Here is a 15,824-nt window from a genome sequence, read left to right as displayed (position 1 = left end):
CCGGTCCGGGCGCTCACCACAGGCTGTGCAGGCAGGCCAGCAGGCTGCGTGCCTCGACGTTGACGTGGTAGCCCTGCCGCGCCAGCGTCCGCAGGCGGTGGACGGTCAGCCACCGGTACGACTCGGGTACGTCGACCGGGACCTCGGCGCCGACGTCGATCACCCGGTGGCGGGTGATCGCCCGGTGGAACCGGCCGCCCTCCTCCGAGTGCCGGGCGTCGTACCGGACGCGCGCCGGGTCCTCGCTCTCCGCGAGCGCGTCGAAGGGGCCGGGCGCCTCATCGGGGTAGTGCCGGTGCACGGTCGGCGCCAGCTCCAGCAGATCGTGGAGTCCCGGCTCGGCCCTTGCCTGGACGAGAAGGTGCAGCACCCCGTCGATCTCGCGCGCCAGGAAGGTCGCCACGCTCTCGCTCCGGGGCGCGAGCAGCGGCTGCGACCAGCCCGGAACCTCCCGGCCGACCGCTGTCACCTGGACGGCGATGATCCGGAAGGCGGTGCCGTCGTCGTCGCCGATCTCCCCGTCGGTGCGGGTCCACCCGCCGATGCCGGAGAGCGGCAGCAGCCGGGCGTGCGAGGCGCACCGGCTCTTGGCGTCGTTCAGCCACGTGCGCACCTCCTGCTCGTCGTCGTGTCCGGCCGGCGACCCGGCGTAGGAGCGGGCGAGCGCCCGGACGAACGGATCGCCGCTGTCGGGGGGCGGGCGGAACAGCGGAGCGGTGCCCAGCACCGACCGGGCGTCCATGTTGACGAGGTGGTCGGTACGGAGCAGCCGCCGCAGCTCGTCCAGTTCCACCCAGTGGTAGTCCGGGTGGTCCGCCACCTCGGCCGTGGTCTCCACCAGCACGTTGCGGTTGCGTTTGCGCCAGAACCACGCCCCCTGCTCGGACTGGAGCGAGTCCACCAGCACCCGGCCCCGCCGGTCCCCGGAGAAGTGCTCCAGATGGCGGGTGCCGTGGCCGCGGTGCACACGCGTGTAGTTGCTGCGGGTGGCCTGCACCGTCGGCGACAGCTGGACCGAGCCCACGTTGCCGGGTTCGGCCTTAGCCTGCATCAGCGCGTGCGGTACGCCGCCGAACCGTTTGACCAGGATGCCCAGCATCCCGATCTCGGGCTGGGAGATGACCGGTTGGTCCCGCACGGTGCCGTCGGCCTCGTACCGGCGCATTCCGGTGACGGCGAAGAACCCGCCCGTCGCGTGGACCAGGTCTCCGCCCTCCGGTGCGAAGTGCCACCGGTGCAGGTCGGCGAAGGGGACGGGGGTGGCCGTCAGCGGAGCCGCACGGCGGCGCTCCTCCCACCAGCGGCCGAAGGCGCCGGTCACGGAGGGGTGCGGGCGGGGAACGGGCTCCTCCACGACGGCTGCCTCCTCGGGGCGGGCGGACGGGGGGTTGCCGGGGGCAGGGGGGTCACAGCCGGTCCGTCACCTCGCGCAGGGCCTCGATGACGCGCTCCTGGTCGTCCGGGCGCAGGGACGGGTACATCGGCAGGGAGAAGATCTCCTCCGCCAGGTGTTCGGTCACCGGCAGATCACCGGGCCGGTACCCCAGGTGCGCGAATCCCCGCATCGTGTGGACGGGCCACGGGTAGCTGATGTTGAGGGAGATGGACCTGCGCTCCATCTCCCGCATGATCACCTCGCGTTGCGGATGGCGCACGACGTACACGTAGTACACGTGGTCGTTGCCCGGCGCGACGGCGGGCAGCACCAGACCGGTGCCGGCCAGGCCCTCGGCGTACCGGTCGGCCACGGCGCGCCGCCCCGCCAGGTAGGTGTCCAGCCGGGTCAGTTTGCGCCGCAGGATCTCCGCCTGCACCTCGTCCAGCCTGCTGTTGTGACCGGGCGTGGACTCGACGTAGTAGCGGTTCTCCATGCCGTAGTAGCGCAGTCTGCGCAGCGCGTCGGCGGTCTCGTCCCGGCCGGTGAGAACGGCGCCGCCGTCCCCGTAGGCGCCCAGCACCTTCGTCGGGTAGAAGGAGAAGGCGGCGGCGTCACCGGTCGTCCCGGCGATCCGGCCGTCGCGGCGGGCTCCGTGGGCCTGGGCGCAGTCCTCGACGAGCGCCAGGCCGGCCGCGCGCGCGCACTCCTCCAGCGGGGCCAGATCGACGCACTGCCCGTAGAGGTGGACGGGCAGCAGGGCGCGGGTGCGTTCGGTGACGGCCTTGGGGACCTGGTCCACGTCCATCAGATACGTGTCCGGGTCGACGTCGACGAACACGGGCACGGCTCCGACCGCGTCGATGGCGACGACGGTGGGGGCGGCCGTGTTGGAGACGGTGATGACCTCGTCACCGGGTCCGACGCCCACCGCGCGGAGCGCGAGCACCAGGGCGTTGGTCCCGTTGTCCACGGTGACGCACTGCCCGCCGCCGTGGTAGGCGGCGAACTCGCTCTCGAACCCCCGGACGCTGTCGCCCAGGATCAGCCGTCCGGAGCGGAACACGCTCTCCACGGCGTCGAGGATGTCGTCGCGCTCCGCCTCGAACTCGTTCAGGTAGTCCCAGACAGCGAGTGTCATGGCAGGGGGGCTCCGTTCTGCTGGGGGTGCTCGGCGGGGGCCGGGGCGAGCTGCGGGGTGGGTTCCGTCTGCCAGACGCTCGCGGACTCGTCCAGCACGGAGATGATCCAGGCGGAGAGTTCCTGGCCCCGGTCGGCCGCCGCCCGTTCCCAGCGGGCGCGGCGTTCGGCGGTGACATCCACCCGGACGTTGGCCGGCAGCTTCTCGGACGGCGGGCGCAGCCCCGCCTTGATGCGCCGACGCAGTTCGTTCCGCGACCAGCCGAACCGTTCGGCCTGGTTGAGCCAGTTGTCCTGCATCTCGACGTTGAGGCCCGCCACCTCGGCGTGGTGCTGGAAGCTCAGCCGGTCCCGTCTGCGGTCCACGCCGAACTGTCCGGCCACCCACGCGTAGTTCCGTAGCGTCTGGTAACTGAGCGACGTCTCGGCGATGGCGTGTTTGTAGCGGTCCGGGTAGTGCTGTTGGCCGTAAATCAGCCAATCGCCGAACCACCATCCGGACGAATCGTTGATGACGTAAATGTGTTGACCGAGATCACGCCACTGATCTATCGGCATATGTGTCGGAAGTGTGAGCGAGGTTCTGCCGGTGCGTGCCGCTCCGGTACGTCCTGCCGGGAAGTCCCCAGAATTCCGGTTCCCTTTTTCCGGGGTCTCGCGGGTAGTAAGGCGTGTGTGTCTGTTCGGATTATTCGGTAACATACGCTCCATATTTGTGAAACCCCCGGTTCACGATGATCTTGGGCGAGATCGTTGATCCAATCGTGGCGCAGTCTGCCTCACGTGGCGAGTGGCGTCCAGTGTCTGTTAATGCAGAGAAATTATTCGGCGGGCCGCTACCGCGCGGTATCCGTGAGGCTTGCGGTGAAACCTTCCGAGGGGTGGCGGGGCCGGGTTGCGGCTCCGATGCCGTCGGTCCTGCGAGGGCGTCCGGGGGTCACCTCCGAGAGGCCGGCACCCGCTCCTGTCGGCCGTTCCACCCGGCATCCACCGGGCATCCACCGGGGGCCCATCGCGGCCTCACCGGGACTCCGGGCGGGGGGGGGGGGGGCCCCCCCGGGGCCGGGGGGGCCCCCCCCCCCCCCGCCTCCGTCCGCCGGCGGCCCTTCACCGGTACCGCCCGCCATGAAGGTGCGCGGCGCTTGGGGCGGATTCCCGGGGTGGTCCGGTGAATTACTTGACGGCTAAGGGCGGGAGGTAATAGGAGATACTCATGAAAACTTCCGAGCAAGAGAGCAATCACCTCGCGTTTGTGGCCCGAACCATTGAAGAGGTATCTGGGGTTCCGGCCTCCGACGCATCGCCCGAGAAGCTTCTGGTGGACGAGCTGGGAATTGACTCGCTCTCCCTGGTAGAAATCACCTTCACGCTCCAGAAGGCGGCGGGCGTGGAGATCCCCGAAGAGGAAATGGCCGGAGTCCGCAGCGTCGCGGACCTCGTCGACCTCCTGCCGGCGGACCGCTCCTTCTAGCCAATTTGTCCGGTTCATGTTGCGGAGTGTCAGTATTTTCCGGACACCCGCGCCCCTGACGTGAGGTCAACACGTGCGCTACCACGAACTGTCGCCGCATGAGTTGCTGGCTGCCGGGAATGACGCTCCGGAGATCAACGACACCCCCTGGCTCGTGCGGTGGGACGAGGTGCGCGACCCCGAGGCGCTCGTGACCGGGCTCCTTCCCGACACCGTGGAGTTCCGCACGTCGGGGACGACCGGCCCCCAGGAGAGGTGGGTCCGCACCGGGCAGCAGCTCTGGGACGAGGCGGGGCTGCTCGCCGGTCTCCTCGCCCCCCGGCGGCCCGAAGCCCTGCTGGCCTGCGCCCCCGCCCGCCACCTCTTCGGCGCCCTCGCCACCGTGCTGCTCCCGGCGCGGCTGGGAGTGCCCGTCTGGTATCGGCCGCAGTACTACGGCGCCATGCCCCTCACGGAGCACCGCCGTTGGGCCGTGGTCGGCGTCCCGTGGACGTTCTCGGTGCTGCTCCGGCACGGTGAGTGGGTCCGCGCGGCCGAGCAGGTGGCCGTCCTCCACAGCACCGCGATGCTCCCGACGACGGCCGCCCGGCTCGTCCAGGAGCAGGGTGCCGAGCGGGTCTCCGTCACGGAGGTGTTCGGCTCCACGGAGACCGGCGGCGTCGCCAGCCGGGTGTGGGCACCCGAAGAGCCCCTGTGGGAGCTCCTGCCCGACGTCCGGCCCGCCTGGGGTGAACCCGACTCCACCGGCGACGTGCTGCTGTCCGTCAGCAGCCCCCGGCTCGCCGCCCGGCCCGGCGGTCCACCGCCGTCCAGCCATCTCACGGACGACTACATCCGGGTCGGACCGGACCATCGCTTCCGCTTCTCGGGGCGCCGGGGCCGACTGGTCAAGGTCAACGGGCGCCGGGTCAACCTCGACGAACTGGAGCGGCTGCTGCGGGATGTCGTGCACTGCGCGGACCTGGCCTGCCTGCCCGTCACGGACCCGGTCAGCGGCGAGAACCTCGACCTGCTCGTCGTCCCCGCGCCCGGCGAGGCGCTCGACACGGGCGGGGTCCGCGCCGTCCTCGCCTCGGCCGGGCTCGTCGTCCGCCCCCGGCGGGTCCACTTCGTCGACCGGATCGACCGGTCCGACACCGGGAAGCTCCGCCACGTACAGCCCCCTCTGACCACCCGAGCAGGAGCGTGAAGTGATCGTTGACACAGTGGAATCCCCGAAGGCGGGGCTCGCCGACCTCCTCTCCCAGGCCCGGCCGGGCGCCCGGCTCGACGCGTGCGACGCCGCGGACGCCGAACGGATGCGGGAGGGGGTCACGGCCCTGGACGAACTGCTCGCATCGGACGGGCAGTTGTACGGCATCACCCAAGGATTCGGGCCGCTCGTCGTCTACCCGGCCGCGGGCGCGGGTGAGGACCAGGGGAGCGGGCTCATCGCCCACCTGGCCAGCGCGCAGGGCCGACCGCTGCCTCCCGAGGTCAGCCGACTGGTGGTGTGGCTGCGGCTGAACAGCATCCGCAAGGGGCACTCGGCCGTCGCACCCGAGTTCTGGGACCGCCTCGCCGACCTGTGGAACCGCGGGTTCACCCCGGTCATCCCGCGCGACGGCACCGTCAGCGCCAGCGGCGACCTCCAGCCACTGGCCCACGCCGCCCTCGCCCTCACCGGCGAGGGCGAGGCCTGGCAGCTCGACGAGGACGGCGGGTGGTCGATCGTGCCCGCCGCAGAGGCGCTCGCCGCCCTCGGGGCCGAGCCCATCACCTGGCGCGCCCGGGAGTCCCTCTCCTTCGTCAACGGCACCAGCGTCGGCCTGGCCGCGACCATGTTCAACCACCGCGAACTGCTCCGCCTCTGCCGGGCGGTGGCGCTCCTGACGTCCAGGGCGGTGACGCTGCTGGGGTCCAGCCCCCAGGCCTACCACCCGGCCGTGGGCCACATCCGGGGACAGACGGGCCAGATCCTCGCCGCCCAGTGGATACGCGACGGGCTGCCGCCCGGGATGCGGCGCGCCCCGCACCGCCCGCTCCAGGAGCCCTACAGCCTGCGGTGCGCCCCCCAGGTCATCGGAGCGGTCCTGGACCAGCTCTCGTCGACCGAGCAGATCCTCGTGCGGGAGGCGACCGGCTGCACCGACAACCCGCTCTACTTCGAGGGCGAGTTCCTGCACGCGGGCAACTTCCACGCGATGCCGGTGGGTCTGGCGTCCGACCAGATCGGTCTCTGCCTCCAGCAGGTCGCCTTCCTCGCCGAACGGCAGCTGGCGCTGCTGTGCACGCCGGCGACCAACAGCGACCGGCCGCCCATGCTCACCCCGAACCCCGGCAGCAACAGCGGCCTGGCCGGCGTCCAGCTGAGCGCCACCTCGTTCGTCTCCCGGATCCGCCAGCTGGTCTACCCCTCCGGGCTGACCTCGCTGCCCACCAACGGCTGGAACCAGGACCACGTACCGATGGCGCTCAACGGTGCCAACTCCGTCGGTGAGGCACTGGAACTGGCCTGGCTGGTCGTCGGGTCGCTGGGCCTGGGCGTGACGCAGTTCGCCGCGATCGAGGGCCGGGAGCCGGAGGAGGCCGGAGTGTGGGCCGAACTGGCCCGCGTCTCACCGCCGCTGAGCACCGACCGCCCGCTGGCCGCCGAGGTCCGGGCGGCCCGCGACATCCTCGCCGCCACCGCCGCCGATCTCATCAGCCGTGAGGAGGTCGGAGATGACGGACACACACGTTGACCCGGTGACCCGGCCCGCCGACGACGCCGCGCCCACCACCGCCACGGAGACCGGAGGCGGGGGCAGGGCCGGCGGCGACCACCGGCTCCCCGCGGTGCTGCGCCGCGACGCCTGGCGCGACATGCTGCGCTACCTTCGCCCCTACCGTGGCGTGATCCTCCTGGGCGGCGGACTGACCCTGCTCGGCGGCCTGTCCGGGCTGATTCAGCCGATCATGGCCAAGAGCGTCGTGGAGGACCTGCAGAGCCAGTCCTCGGTGACCCGCACCCTGCTGCTGCTGAGCGGTCTGGTCCTGCTCTCCGCGGTGTTCGGTGCCTTCGGGACCTTCCTGCTCATGCGGGTCTCGGAGACCGTGGTGCTCAACTCCCGCCGCGAGGTCATCCGCAAGGTGCTCTGGCTGCGGGTCTCGGAGACCGACAAGTTCCCGCCGGGCGACCTGATGTCCCGCGCGACGGCGGACACCACGCTGCTGCGCAGCGCCGTCACCACGACCATCGTGGAGACCGTCAACGGGGCGGTGATGCTCACCACCATCGTCGTCCTCATGGGCTTCATGGACGGGGTGCTGCTCCTCACCACGCTCGGCGTGCTGCTGCTCGGCGCCATCGTCATCGGCATCGGCCTCCCGCAGCTGGAGAACAGCTCACGTCGCGTCCAGGAGGGCGTGGCCGAACTGAGCACCGCCCTGGAACGCGTCCTCGGCACCTTCCGCACCATCAAGGCGTCCGGGGCCGAGCACCGGGAGGCCGAGATCGCCGAGCGGGGCGCCCGGCGCGCCTGGCAGTCCAGTCTGAAGGTGGCCCGGCTGGAGGCGTTCATCGGCGCCTTCATCACCATCATGATCCAGATCTCGTTCCTGGCCGTGCTGGGGGTCGGCGGCGCACGCGTGGCCTCCGGCGACATGAGCCTGGGCAGCCTCATCGCGTTCCTGCTCTACCTCTTCTACCTGGTCCCCCCGCTCGGCGCGCTCGTCACGGCGATGATGCGGTTCAACGTGGTCGCCGCCGCGCTCGGCCGGGTCAACGAGATGCTCCGGCTGCGGACCGAGCCGGAGGAGCCGCCCACCCCGCGGACCCCGGACCGGACGGCCGAGCCCGCCTCGGTCGGTTTCCAGAACGTGGTCTTCCGCTACCCGGGGAACGACACCGTCGTCCACCACGACGTCAGCTTCGACATCCCCCGCGGCGGCATGACGGCCTTCGTCGGCCCCTCGGGCGCGGGCAAGTCCACCGTCTTCGCCCTGATCGAGCGCTTCTACGAGGTGGAGCGCGGCCAAGTGACCCTGGACGGGCGGGACGTCACCGACTGGCCGCTCGGCGACCTGCGCGCCTCCATCGGCTACGTCGAGCAGGACGCCCCCGTCCTGGCCGGCACCCTGCGCGAGAACCTCTCCATCGGCGTCCCCGACGCGGACGACGCGGCCATCTGGGACGTGGTCCGGCAGGCCCGGCTCGAAGAGGTCGTCGCCCGGCTGCCCCAGGGCCTCGACACCGAGGTCGGCCACCGCGGGAACAAGCTCTCCGGCGGTGAGCGTCAGCGGGTCGCCGTGGCACGGGCCCTGCTGCGCAAGCCCCGTCTGCTGCTGCTCGACGAGGTGACCTCCCAGCTCGACGCCCGCAACGAGAACGCGCTGCGGGAGGTCATCACCGAGGTGAGCGGCAGGACCACCGTGGTCGTCGTCGCCCACCGGCTGTCCACGGTCTCCATGGCCGACCGGATCGTGGTCATGGACGCCGGACGCGTCCGGGCGACCGGCACCCATGAACAGCTGCTCAGCAGGGACGCCCTCTACCGCGAACTGGCGGCCACCCAGCTGCTGCTGCCGGCCAACACCCTGGACCCGTCCGCGGTGCACCCCGCCGGGGACCTGGGAAGGACACCATGACCACCGACGTTCCCGCCCGCACCGTCCCGGACGGCATGCTCCTGCCCTTCGGGGACGAGGAGCCGGTCCGCCTGGAGTTCCTCGCCGACAGCGTCGCCCGGCTGGCCGAGGAGGCGGCCCAGCGGCCGGCCCTCACCGTGCTCGACCGGCGCAAGGTGCCCGGCGTCGCGGGACGCCAGGAGACCGTCACCACGCTCAGCTACCGCGAACTGCACGAACGGGCACGGGCGGTGGCGGCCGAGCTGCACCAGGTCTGCCCGCCGGGCGAGCGCGCCGCGGTGCTGTGCCGGCACGACGAGCACTACATCGTCGCGTTCCTGGCGTGCCTGTACGCGAGGGTGGTGGCCGTACCGCTGTACGCCCCCGAGCTGTTCCGCAGCCAGACCCGGCTGCGGTCCGTCGTCCAGGACAGCGCGCCCCTGTGCGTCCTCACCACCTCGCACACCGACGCCGACGTGCGGGCCGCCCTGGCCGAGGCCGACTGGAAGGGCGACCGGGTCCTCCTGGTGGACACCGCGTCCACCGGTGAGGCCCCGGAGCCGGACGTGCCCGCCGCGCGGCCCGAGGACGTCGCCTACCTCCAGTACACCTCCGGCTCCACCGGCTCCCCCTCGGGCGTCCGGGTCACCCACGCCAACCTCGCGGCGGCCGCCTACCAGATGCGAGCACGGTTCATGCCGGCGCGCACCGCGGTCTCCTGGGTGCCGTTCTTCCACGACATGGGGCTGATCTGCGGCATAGCCGCCCCGCTCAGCGCCGGGCTGCACATGGTGCATCTGAGCCCCATGGGTTTTCTGCACAACCCCTACCGCTGGCTGCGCGCGATCTCCGACCACCGTGCCGAGTGGACCGTGACGCCGAACTTCGGCATGGCGCACTGCGTACAGCGGATCAGCCCCGAGGAGGCCGCCGGGCTCGACCTCAGCTCCCTGGAGGCCCTGGCGATCGGGGGCGAACCGGTGCACGCCCGGTCCGTCGAGGCCTTCGTGGCGGCGTTCGGAGCCTCGGGCCTGAACGCCTCGGTGCCCGTGCCGTGTTACGGGCTGGCGGAGGCGACCCTGTCGGTGGCCATGACGCCCGCGGGTGAGGGCGCGGTCAGCCGCCACTTCGACCGGGCCGCGCTCGCCGCGGGCGAGGTGGTCCCGAGCCCGCCGGGCCCGGACGCCACGACGCTGGTGAGCAGTGGCAGGCCGGTGGCCGGGGCCGCGATACGGATCGTCGACCCGGAGACCGGACAGGACGTCACCGGGCGGGTGGGGGAGATCCTCGTCGCCGGGCCGAACGTCACCGACGGCTACTGGGACCGCCCCGGGAGCACCGCCCGCACCTTCGCGGACGGCCACCTGCACACCCGGGACTGGGGCTTCCTCCACGAGGACCTGCTCTTCGTGGTGGGCCGTATCGACGACGTCATCATCGTGCGGGGCCGCAACCACTTCCCCGAGGACATCGAGCAGACCGTGGAGGGAGCCGCCCCGGTCTCTGCCACGGCGATCGCGATGGAGGGCGCGGAGGAGCAGCGGGTGGTCGTCCTGGCCGAGACCGAGGCGGCGATGCTGAACCTTCCGGAGACCGACCGGAGCGCGCTGAAGGAGCGGGTCCGGCAGGCGGTGAGCCGCCACCACGGTCTCGCCGTCAGCGACCTGGTGCTGCTGCGCAGGGGGGTGCTGCCGCGCACCACCAGCGGGAAGATCCAGCGCCGCCTGGCCAGGGAGCGTTACGCGGCAGGGGAGTTCGGAGAATAGGGCGCCCTGCGGCGGGGGGGGGGCCCCCGGGGGGGGCCCCCCCCCCGGGGGGGGGGGGCCCCCCCCGGGGCGGCCCCCCCCCCCCCCCCCCCCGCCGCCGCCGCGCCCGGGGGGGGGGGGGGGGGGGGTTGTGGGGGGGGGGGGGGGGGGGGGGGGGGCGGGGCCGGGGGGGCCCCCCCCCCGCCGCAGGGCGGTGGCGTCCCCTACCGGGTACGGCGCCAGAACACCCCGACACCGTCGATCTCCTCGATCGGATCGGTGATGCCGTGCTCCCTGCGGTACTGGTACACGGCGATGCGGCACGGCGGGAGGGCCCGGTAGTCGTCCACGATGACGTAGCCGCCCACCGGCACCTTGGGGTAGAGGTGGACCAGGGCGTCCATCGTGGACTCGAACAGGTCGCCGTCCAGCCGCAGCACCGCGATCCGCTCCATCGGGGCGGTGGGCAGGGTGTCACGGAAGTAGCCCTTCAGGAACCGCACCTGGCCGTCCAGCAGGCCGTAGCGCCGGAAGTTCTCCTGGACGGTCTCCAACGGCACGCCGAACACGTCGTTGTACCGGTGGAGCGGCGCGAGCTCGTCCCCCGGGTACTTCTCCGGGTCGCCCTGCGGGATGCCCTCGAAGGAGTCGGCGACCCAGACCGTGCGGTCCGTGACGCCGAACGCGCTGAGCAGGGCCCGCATGAAGATCGTCGTGCCGCCTCGCCAGACCCCCGTCTCGACGAGGTCCCCGGGGACCCCGTCGAGCAGGACCCGTTCGACGCAGTCGTGCACGTTGTCCAGCCTCTTGCGCCCGATCATCGTGTGCGCGACCAGGGGGATGTCCCGCCCGCCGGCCCGCAGCTCGGCGTCGTAACCGATCCTCGGCAGCCCGGCGTCGAAGTCCCGGTCCTGGACCCAGCCGTGGGCGGCGTCCTGATAGATGGTGTTGGAGACGACTCTCTTCATCAGATCCAGATAGAGAGCCTGGGCTGTATCTGCCATGTCGGAAACCTTTGCTCGAACGACGGCGGATGCCCGAAAGGGTGGGAATCGTCGTTGATCCGACCCGTCGTTGGCGGTGTGCCTGTCCCGCCGGCGGGACAGAGGTGGAAAAAGAATCCCAGGTAATTAACGACAGTCAAGAAGTGGTTTCCTTCCGGTTGACCGGCTCCATTCCATGCGCCACGATGACGGCTGCCGCGAAGAGTTACCGGAATGAGGAGGTCCCGTCATCGACACGGAAGAAGCAGGCAAGGAGCTACGCTCCGGCCGCATCGTCCGGATCACGCATTCCACCGATGCGGACTACGAACTGTTCGTGCAATGGCTCAGTCCGGGAGGGCGCGTCGCCGCGCTGACCGGGGACGCGGGCGAGCAGGTCACGATCGCGGCGCTGCGACGCGAGGTCGAGGTCAACGGATCGCGCTACTGCACGATCCGTACGCTGGCCGGACGGCCCGTGGGCATGGTCAAGTTCTTCCGCATCGGCCCCGACGCCTACGAGATCAGCGGGGCCATCGGCGAGGACGGGCTCTGGACCAGGGGGTTCGGCGCCGAGGGGTTCGGGCTGCTGATCGAGCACCTCTTCGCCGACCTGGGAGCACACCGGCTCCAGTTCCGGGTCGGTTCGCACAACAGGGCCATGCTGGACATGGTGATCCGGTTGCGTTTCTTCATGCTTGAGGGAATTCTTCGGGACCGTCAGCTCGTCAATGGTGAGCGCCATGATCTTCTGGTGTGGGCCATGTTGCGCGACGAGTACGAAGCGCTCTTCATCCGGGGAGAATGGGAGAGCCGCCCCACAGTCGGCCCCGAATCCTCGGAGACGGACCCCGAGCGGAAACTCGTACGGGAGATGCTGACGAACTACCTGCGTTCGGGAGTTCGGACGTCCCTGACCGCCTATCAACCCGAAACCGTCGGATAGCTCTCCTTATCCCTTGCTGCCCCCGGCGTGCTGATGGAGGATTCCCGTGGCCGTGGACTGGTCGATATACGCCCTGGCCGACCCTGTCTTCTTCGAGTCCCCGGAGAAGACGGCGGAGCAGACGCTCCTGGTGCCCCCGGCGTTCGCCTCGGCCGTCACCGGCTGGCGGCGGGAGCGGCGGCGGTTCTGGGAGGTGTACACCCCGGAAGGCCCCGGAGTGCCGCCCCTGCCCGAGCTGGGCTGGAAGATCCACGTCTCGGCCACCACGGCGAACGCCGCCCAGGTGCTGGAGATCACCGCAGACCACTGCCGGTCGGCGGGCATCGCCTTCAAGCACCTGGGCAGCACCCAGCTGCTGGAGGCGATGAACTCCAAGTACGCGCCCCGCTCGGCCGGCGGCAAGTTCCTCGCCCTGTATCCGCGCGACACAGAGGAGTTCCGCCGTACCGCGGAGATCCTCGCCGAGCGCCTGGCGGGGCAGAGCGGCCCCTACGTGCTCACGGACTGCCGCTGGGGCGAGGGTCCCGTCCACTTCCGCTACGGCGCGTTCCGCGAGCACTGGTGCTGGACCGAGGACGGTGAACTGGTCCCGGCCTTCCTGCGGTCCGACGGCAGCCGGGTCCCCGACCTCAGACGCCCCGGTTTCAGCACCCCCGCCTGGGTGGAGCCACCGGAGTTCCTGCGCCCGCACATCGATCGGCGCACCGCGCCCAGCGGGGCGTTCGACTACGACGTGGAACAGGCCCTGCACTTCTCCAACGCCGGGGGCGTCTACACCGCGGTACGCCGGTCCGACGGCCGGCCCGTGGTGCTCAAGGAGGCCCGGCCGTACGCCGGAGCGGCCCCCGACGGCACCGACGCCGTGGCCCGGCTCGACAACGAACGGCGCGTCCTGGACCGGCTCGCCGGGCTGCGGGGCGTGCCCCGGGTGCACGGCGAGGCCGTCCTCGGCGGGCACCGCATGCTCGCCGTCGAGCGCATGGAGGGCGGCACCCTGCAACGCTGGGTGGCCCTCAACCACCCCATGCTGACCTGGCGGCAGGTCACGGACGAGGCGCTGGCCGCGTACACCCGGCGGGCCGAGGCGGTGCACGCGGCCGTCACCGAGCTGCTCGCCCGGGTGCACGGGCGCGGTGTGGTCTTCGGCGACCTGCACCCCGCGAACATCCTGGTCGAGGAGGACGAGCCCGGAGCCGGACCCCGGGTAGCGTTCGTCGACTTCGAGATGGGCTTCCCCGCGGACCGGGACATCCGGCCCGTTCTCGGCCACCCCGGGTTCACCGCCCGCGCCAGGACCGGCACCGCTGTCGACCTGCACGCCCTGGCCGTGCTCCGGCTGTGGCTGTACCTGCCCAACACCGCGGTCCTGGGCCTCTCCCAGGAGAAGGCGGAGGACCTGATCACCGAAGCCGACCGCCTCTTCCGGCCTCCGCCGGACTTCGCCACCGGGCTGCGCGACCGGCTGGCCCCGGAAGCGCTGCCGCGCACCGGTACCGCCGCCCGCACCACCGCCCGGTCCGAGGTCCGCATCGACCGCGCGCCGGTCGACTGGGCGGCGGCCAGAGCCTCGCTGGCGCGCGGTATCGCGGCCACCGCGACCCCGGAGCGCACGGACCGGCTCTTCCCGGGCGATCCGCAGCAGTTCCAGGTCGAGCCCGGCTCCTTCGCCCACGGAGCGGCCGGGGTGCTGTGGGCCCTCTCGGTGGCGGCCGGCGTACGCGACCCCCGGCACGAGGAATGGCTGCTGCGCGCCGCCCGCGCACCGCACCTGCGGCCGGGCTTCTACGACGGAGCCCACGGTGTCGCCTTCACCCTGGACCACCTGGGCCACCGCGAGGCCGCGGCCGAGCTCGTCGAACGCGTCCGGCCGGGGCTCGCGGAGGTCACCGACGTCTCCCTGCACAGCGGTCTGGCCGGCATCGGCCTCAACCTGCTGCACCTCGCCCGGGGCGAGGCCGGACACCCCGCGCGCCACGAGGCCCTCGCACTCGCCGAACGCGTACGCGACGCCGTGCGGAGCCCCGCGCCCCGGGGGATCGACCGTGCCCCCGGTGGCGCGGGCACCCGCGGCGGGCTGCTGCGCGGCTGGTCCGGCGCGGCCCTGTTCCTGCTGCGCTGCTACGAGGCCACCGGGGACAAGGACTACCTGACCGACGCCGTACGGGCGGTCCATCGCGACCTCGACCTGTGCGACGCGAGTACCGACGACGTCCTGCGGGTCAAGGGCGGCATCCGGGCGCTGACGTACCTGGAGATCGGCTCGGCGGGCATCGGCCTGGTCGCCGACCTGCTGGACGCGCACCTCGCGGACGAGCGGCTGTCCGCGGCGCTGCCCGCCCTCGCCCGTGCCGCCTGCACGCCGTACGTGATCGAGAGCCAGCTGTTCAACGGCCGCTCCGGTCTCCTCGCGGCGGTCCACTCGCTGCGGCGCCACCTGACCGACGTACCGGGCGACCATGTGCGCGAGCACCTGGCCAACCTGCACTGGAACGCCCTCGCGTTCGACGGCCACCTCGCCTTCCCCGGAGCGGGAGGACTGCGGCTGTCCATGGACCTGGCCACCGGATCGGCCGGGGTCCTCAGCGCCCTCTCCTCCGTCCAGGAGGGCGGCCACCCTGTGCTTCCGTTCCTCGAACCCCGGGTCGCGCACCGACTGGCGACACCGGCGGGGGAGCGATACCGAGGCGGGAGAGAGGGAGGTGATTCGTGATGAACGTTCTGGACCTTCAGGAGATGGGGACGCCGGCGCCCGACGCCGAGCTGCTCATCAGCACCGTCAGCTCCAACTGCTGACCTGGGATGTCCCGGCGGGAGACCGCGGGGATCGCGTATCCGTAGATGAACGAGTTGAGGGGAGGTGATTCGTGATGAACGTTCTGGACCTCCAGGAGATGGGGACGCCGGCGCCCGACGCCGAGCTGCTCATCAGCACCGTCAGCAACGGCTGCTGACCCGGGTTGTCCCGGCGGGAGACTGCCGGGATCGCGTATCCGCAGGTGAACGAGTTGAGGGGAGGTGATTCGTGATGAACGTTCTGGACCTTCAGGAGATGGGGACGCCGGCGCCCGACGCCGAGCTGCTCATCAGCACCGTCAGCAACGGCTGCTGACCCCTGAGAACCACCCCCCGTCCGACCGACAGGGCCGAACGGTAGAGACCGCGGCCGCCAACCGGGGAGATCGTCCGCCCCGGAGGTGTGGGGGAGCCCGCTGAAGGGCTCCCCCACCCGCCGTTCAGCGTCCGCGGTGTCGTGCGGTGAGTTCGACGAGGCGGCCGACCGCGTCGGCCGGGGAGGGCATCGCGTGCAGGTCCGCCTGGAGCCGCCGGGCCCCGACCGTGAACGAGGGGTCCTCCAGCAGCTGCTCCACCCCCGCCACGACCGCCTTCCCCGACACCCCCTCCACCGGCAGGCTGATCCCCGCCCCGTACGCGGCCACCCGGCTCGCGAGGATCGGGGCGTCGAGTTCCTCGGCGAGAAGGAGCTGGGGGGTGGCGTGGAGTGCGGTGGTGCCGATCGTGCCGAACCCGCCGTGATGGACCATCACCCGGCAGGTCGGGACCAGCGCGGCCAGCGGCA

At 71.7% G+C, this 15,824-nt stretch carries 12 protein-coding genes; 7 read left to right on the top strand and 5 right to left on the bottom strand.

Annotated elements, in window-relative coordinates; all coding sequences use genetic code 11:
- Nucleotides 1-13: 13 nt before the first annotated feature.
- The 3 genes from ACIRR8_RS15805 to ACIRR8_RS15795 are packed head-to-tail and all read right to left on the bottom strand — an operon-like array spanning nucleotide 14 to nucleotide 3,073.
- Entirely contained in the window at nucleotides 14-1,354 is a 1,341-nt protein-coding gene (locus tag ACIRR8_RS15805) for an NDP-hexose 2,3-dehydratase family protein (RefSeq protein ID WP_404064395.1), read from the bottom strand.
- Nucleotides 1,355-1,406: 52 nt separating this feature from the next.
- Entirely contained in the window at nucleotides 1,407-2,516 is a 1,110-nt protein-coding gene (locus tag ACIRR8_RS15800) for a DegT/DnrJ/EryC1/StrS family aminotransferase (RefSeq protein WP_404064392.1), read from the bottom strand.
- Nucleotides 2,513-3,073, bottom strand: coding sequence for an LmbU family transcriptional regulator (locus ACIRR8_RS15795; protein WP_404064389.1), 561 nt, complete (start codon nucleotides 3,071-3,073; stop codon nucleotides 2,513-2,515). The genes ACIRR8_RS15800 and ACIRR8_RS15795 overlap by 4 nt, the downstream gene beginning before the upstream one ends.
- Nucleotides 3,074-3,728: 655 nt before the next feature.
- Here ACIRR8_RS15795 and ACIRR8_RS15790 point away from each other — a divergent pair.
- The 5 genes from ACIRR8_RS15790 (at nucleotide 3,729) to ACIRR8_RS15770 (ending at nucleotide 10,339) form a co-directional block, all read left to right on the top strand.
- Nucleotides 3,729-3,986: an acyl carrier protein gene (locus tag ACIRR8_RS15790; protein WP_404064386.1), complete on the top strand. Its 258-nt coding sequence runs from the start codon at nucleotides 3,729-3,731 to the stop codon at nucleotides 3,984-3,986.
- Between the two features lie 73 nt (nucleotides 3,987-4,059).
- Nucleotides 4,060-5,175 (top strand): hypothetical protein, encoded by a 1,116-nt coding sequence (locus ACIRR8_RS15785; RefSeq protein WP_404064383.1) that lies wholly within the window; start codon nucleotides 4,060-4,062, stop codon nucleotides 5,173-5,175.
- A 1-nt stretch (nucleotide 5,176) separates the two neighbouring features.
- On the top strand, nucleotides 5,177-6,709 hold the full coding sequence (locus ACIRR8_RS15780) for an aromatic amino acid lyase (protein WP_404064381.1): 1,533 nt from the start codon (nucleotides 5,177-5,179) through the stop codon (nucleotides 6,707-6,709).
- Nucleotides 6,690-8,594, top strand: coding sequence for an ABC transporter ATP-binding protein (locus ACIRR8_RS15775; protein WP_404064378.1), 1,905 nt, complete (start codon nucleotides 6,690-6,692; stop codon nucleotides 8,592-8,594). Before ACIRR8_RS15780 ends, ACIRR8_RS15775 begins: the two co-directional genes overlap by 20 nt.
- Entirely contained in the window at nucleotides 8,591-10,339 is a 1,749-nt protein-coding gene (locus tag ACIRR8_RS15770) for a fatty acyl-AMP ligase (protein WP_404064375.1), read from the top strand. The genes ACIRR8_RS15775 and ACIRR8_RS15770 overlap by 4 nt, the downstream gene beginning before the upstream one ends.
- A gap of 203 nt (nucleotides 10,340-10,542) precedes the next feature.
- On the opposite strand, the gene ACIRR8_RS15765 is transcribed toward ACIRR8_RS15770, so the two are convergent.
- The gene (locus ACIRR8_RS15765) at nucleotides 10,543-11,322 is read right to left on the bottom strand and encodes a TylF/MycF family methyltransferase (protein WP_404064372.1); all 780 of its coding nucleotides are present in this window, start codon (nucleotides 11,320-11,322) and stop codon (nucleotides 10,543-10,545) included.
- 229 nt (nucleotides 11,323-11,551) lie between these two features.
- Between ACIRR8_RS15765 and ACIRR8_RS15760 the strand changes: the two genes are divergently transcribed.
- Nucleotides 11,552-12,247 carry a GNAT family N-acetyltransferase gene (locus ACIRR8_RS15760; protein ID WP_404065470.1) on the top strand — a complete coding sequence of 232 codons (696 nt, stop codon included), beginning with the start codon at nucleotides 11,552-11,554 and terminating at the stop codon, nucleotides 12,245-12,247.
- A 52-nt stretch (nucleotides 12,248-12,299) separates the two neighbouring features.
- Nucleotides 12,300-14,957, top strand: coding sequence for a class III lanthionine synthetase LanKC (lanKC, locus tag ACIRR8_RS15755; RefSeq protein ID WP_404064369.1), 2,658 nt, complete (start codon nucleotides 12,300-12,302; stop codon nucleotides 14,955-14,957).
- A gap of 523 nt (nucleotides 14,958-15,480) precedes the next feature.
- Here lanKC and ACIRR8_RS15750 read toward each other — a convergent pair.
- Nucleotides 15,481-15,824: nucleotide disphospho-sugar-binding domain-containing protein (locus ACIRR8_RS15750; protein ID WP_404064367.1), on the bottom strand; the 344-nt coding region annotated here is incomplete at its 5' end.

It is taken from the genome of Streptomyces sp. NPDC101178 (genome assembly GCF_044767965.1).
GTDB lineage: Bacteria > Actinomycetota > Actinomycetes > Streptomycetales > Streptomycetaceae > Streptomyces.
This window is presented reverse-complemented; position numbering and strand designations above follow the sequence as displayed.

Bases quoted from the DNA above. Each gene is read 5' to 3' on its own strand.
- ACIRR8_RS15800 (WP_404064392.1), bottom strand. From the start codon at position 2,516: ATGACACTCGCTGTCTGGGACTACCTGAACGAGTTCGAGGCGGAGCGC.
- ACIRR8_RS15795 (WP_404064389.1), bottom strand. From the start codon at position 3,073: ATGCCGATAGATCAGTGGCGTGATCTCGGTCAACACATTTACGTCATC.
- ACIRR8_RS15790 (WP_404064386.1), top strand. From the start codon at position 3,729: ATGAAAACTTCCGAGCAAGAGAGCAATCACCTCGCGTTTGTGGCCCGA.
- ACIRR8_RS15775 (WP_404064378.1), top strand. From the start codon at position 6,690: ATGACGGACACACACGTTGACCCGGTGACCCGGCCCGCCGACGACGCC.
- ACIRR8_RS15770 (WP_404064375.1), top strand. From the start codon at position 8,591: ATGACCACCGACGTTCCCGCCCGCACCGTCCCGGACGGCATGCTCCTG.
- ACIRR8_RS15765 (WP_404064372.1), bottom strand. From the start codon at position 11,322: ATGGCAGATACAGCCCAGGCTCTCTATCTGGATCTGATGAAGAGAGTC.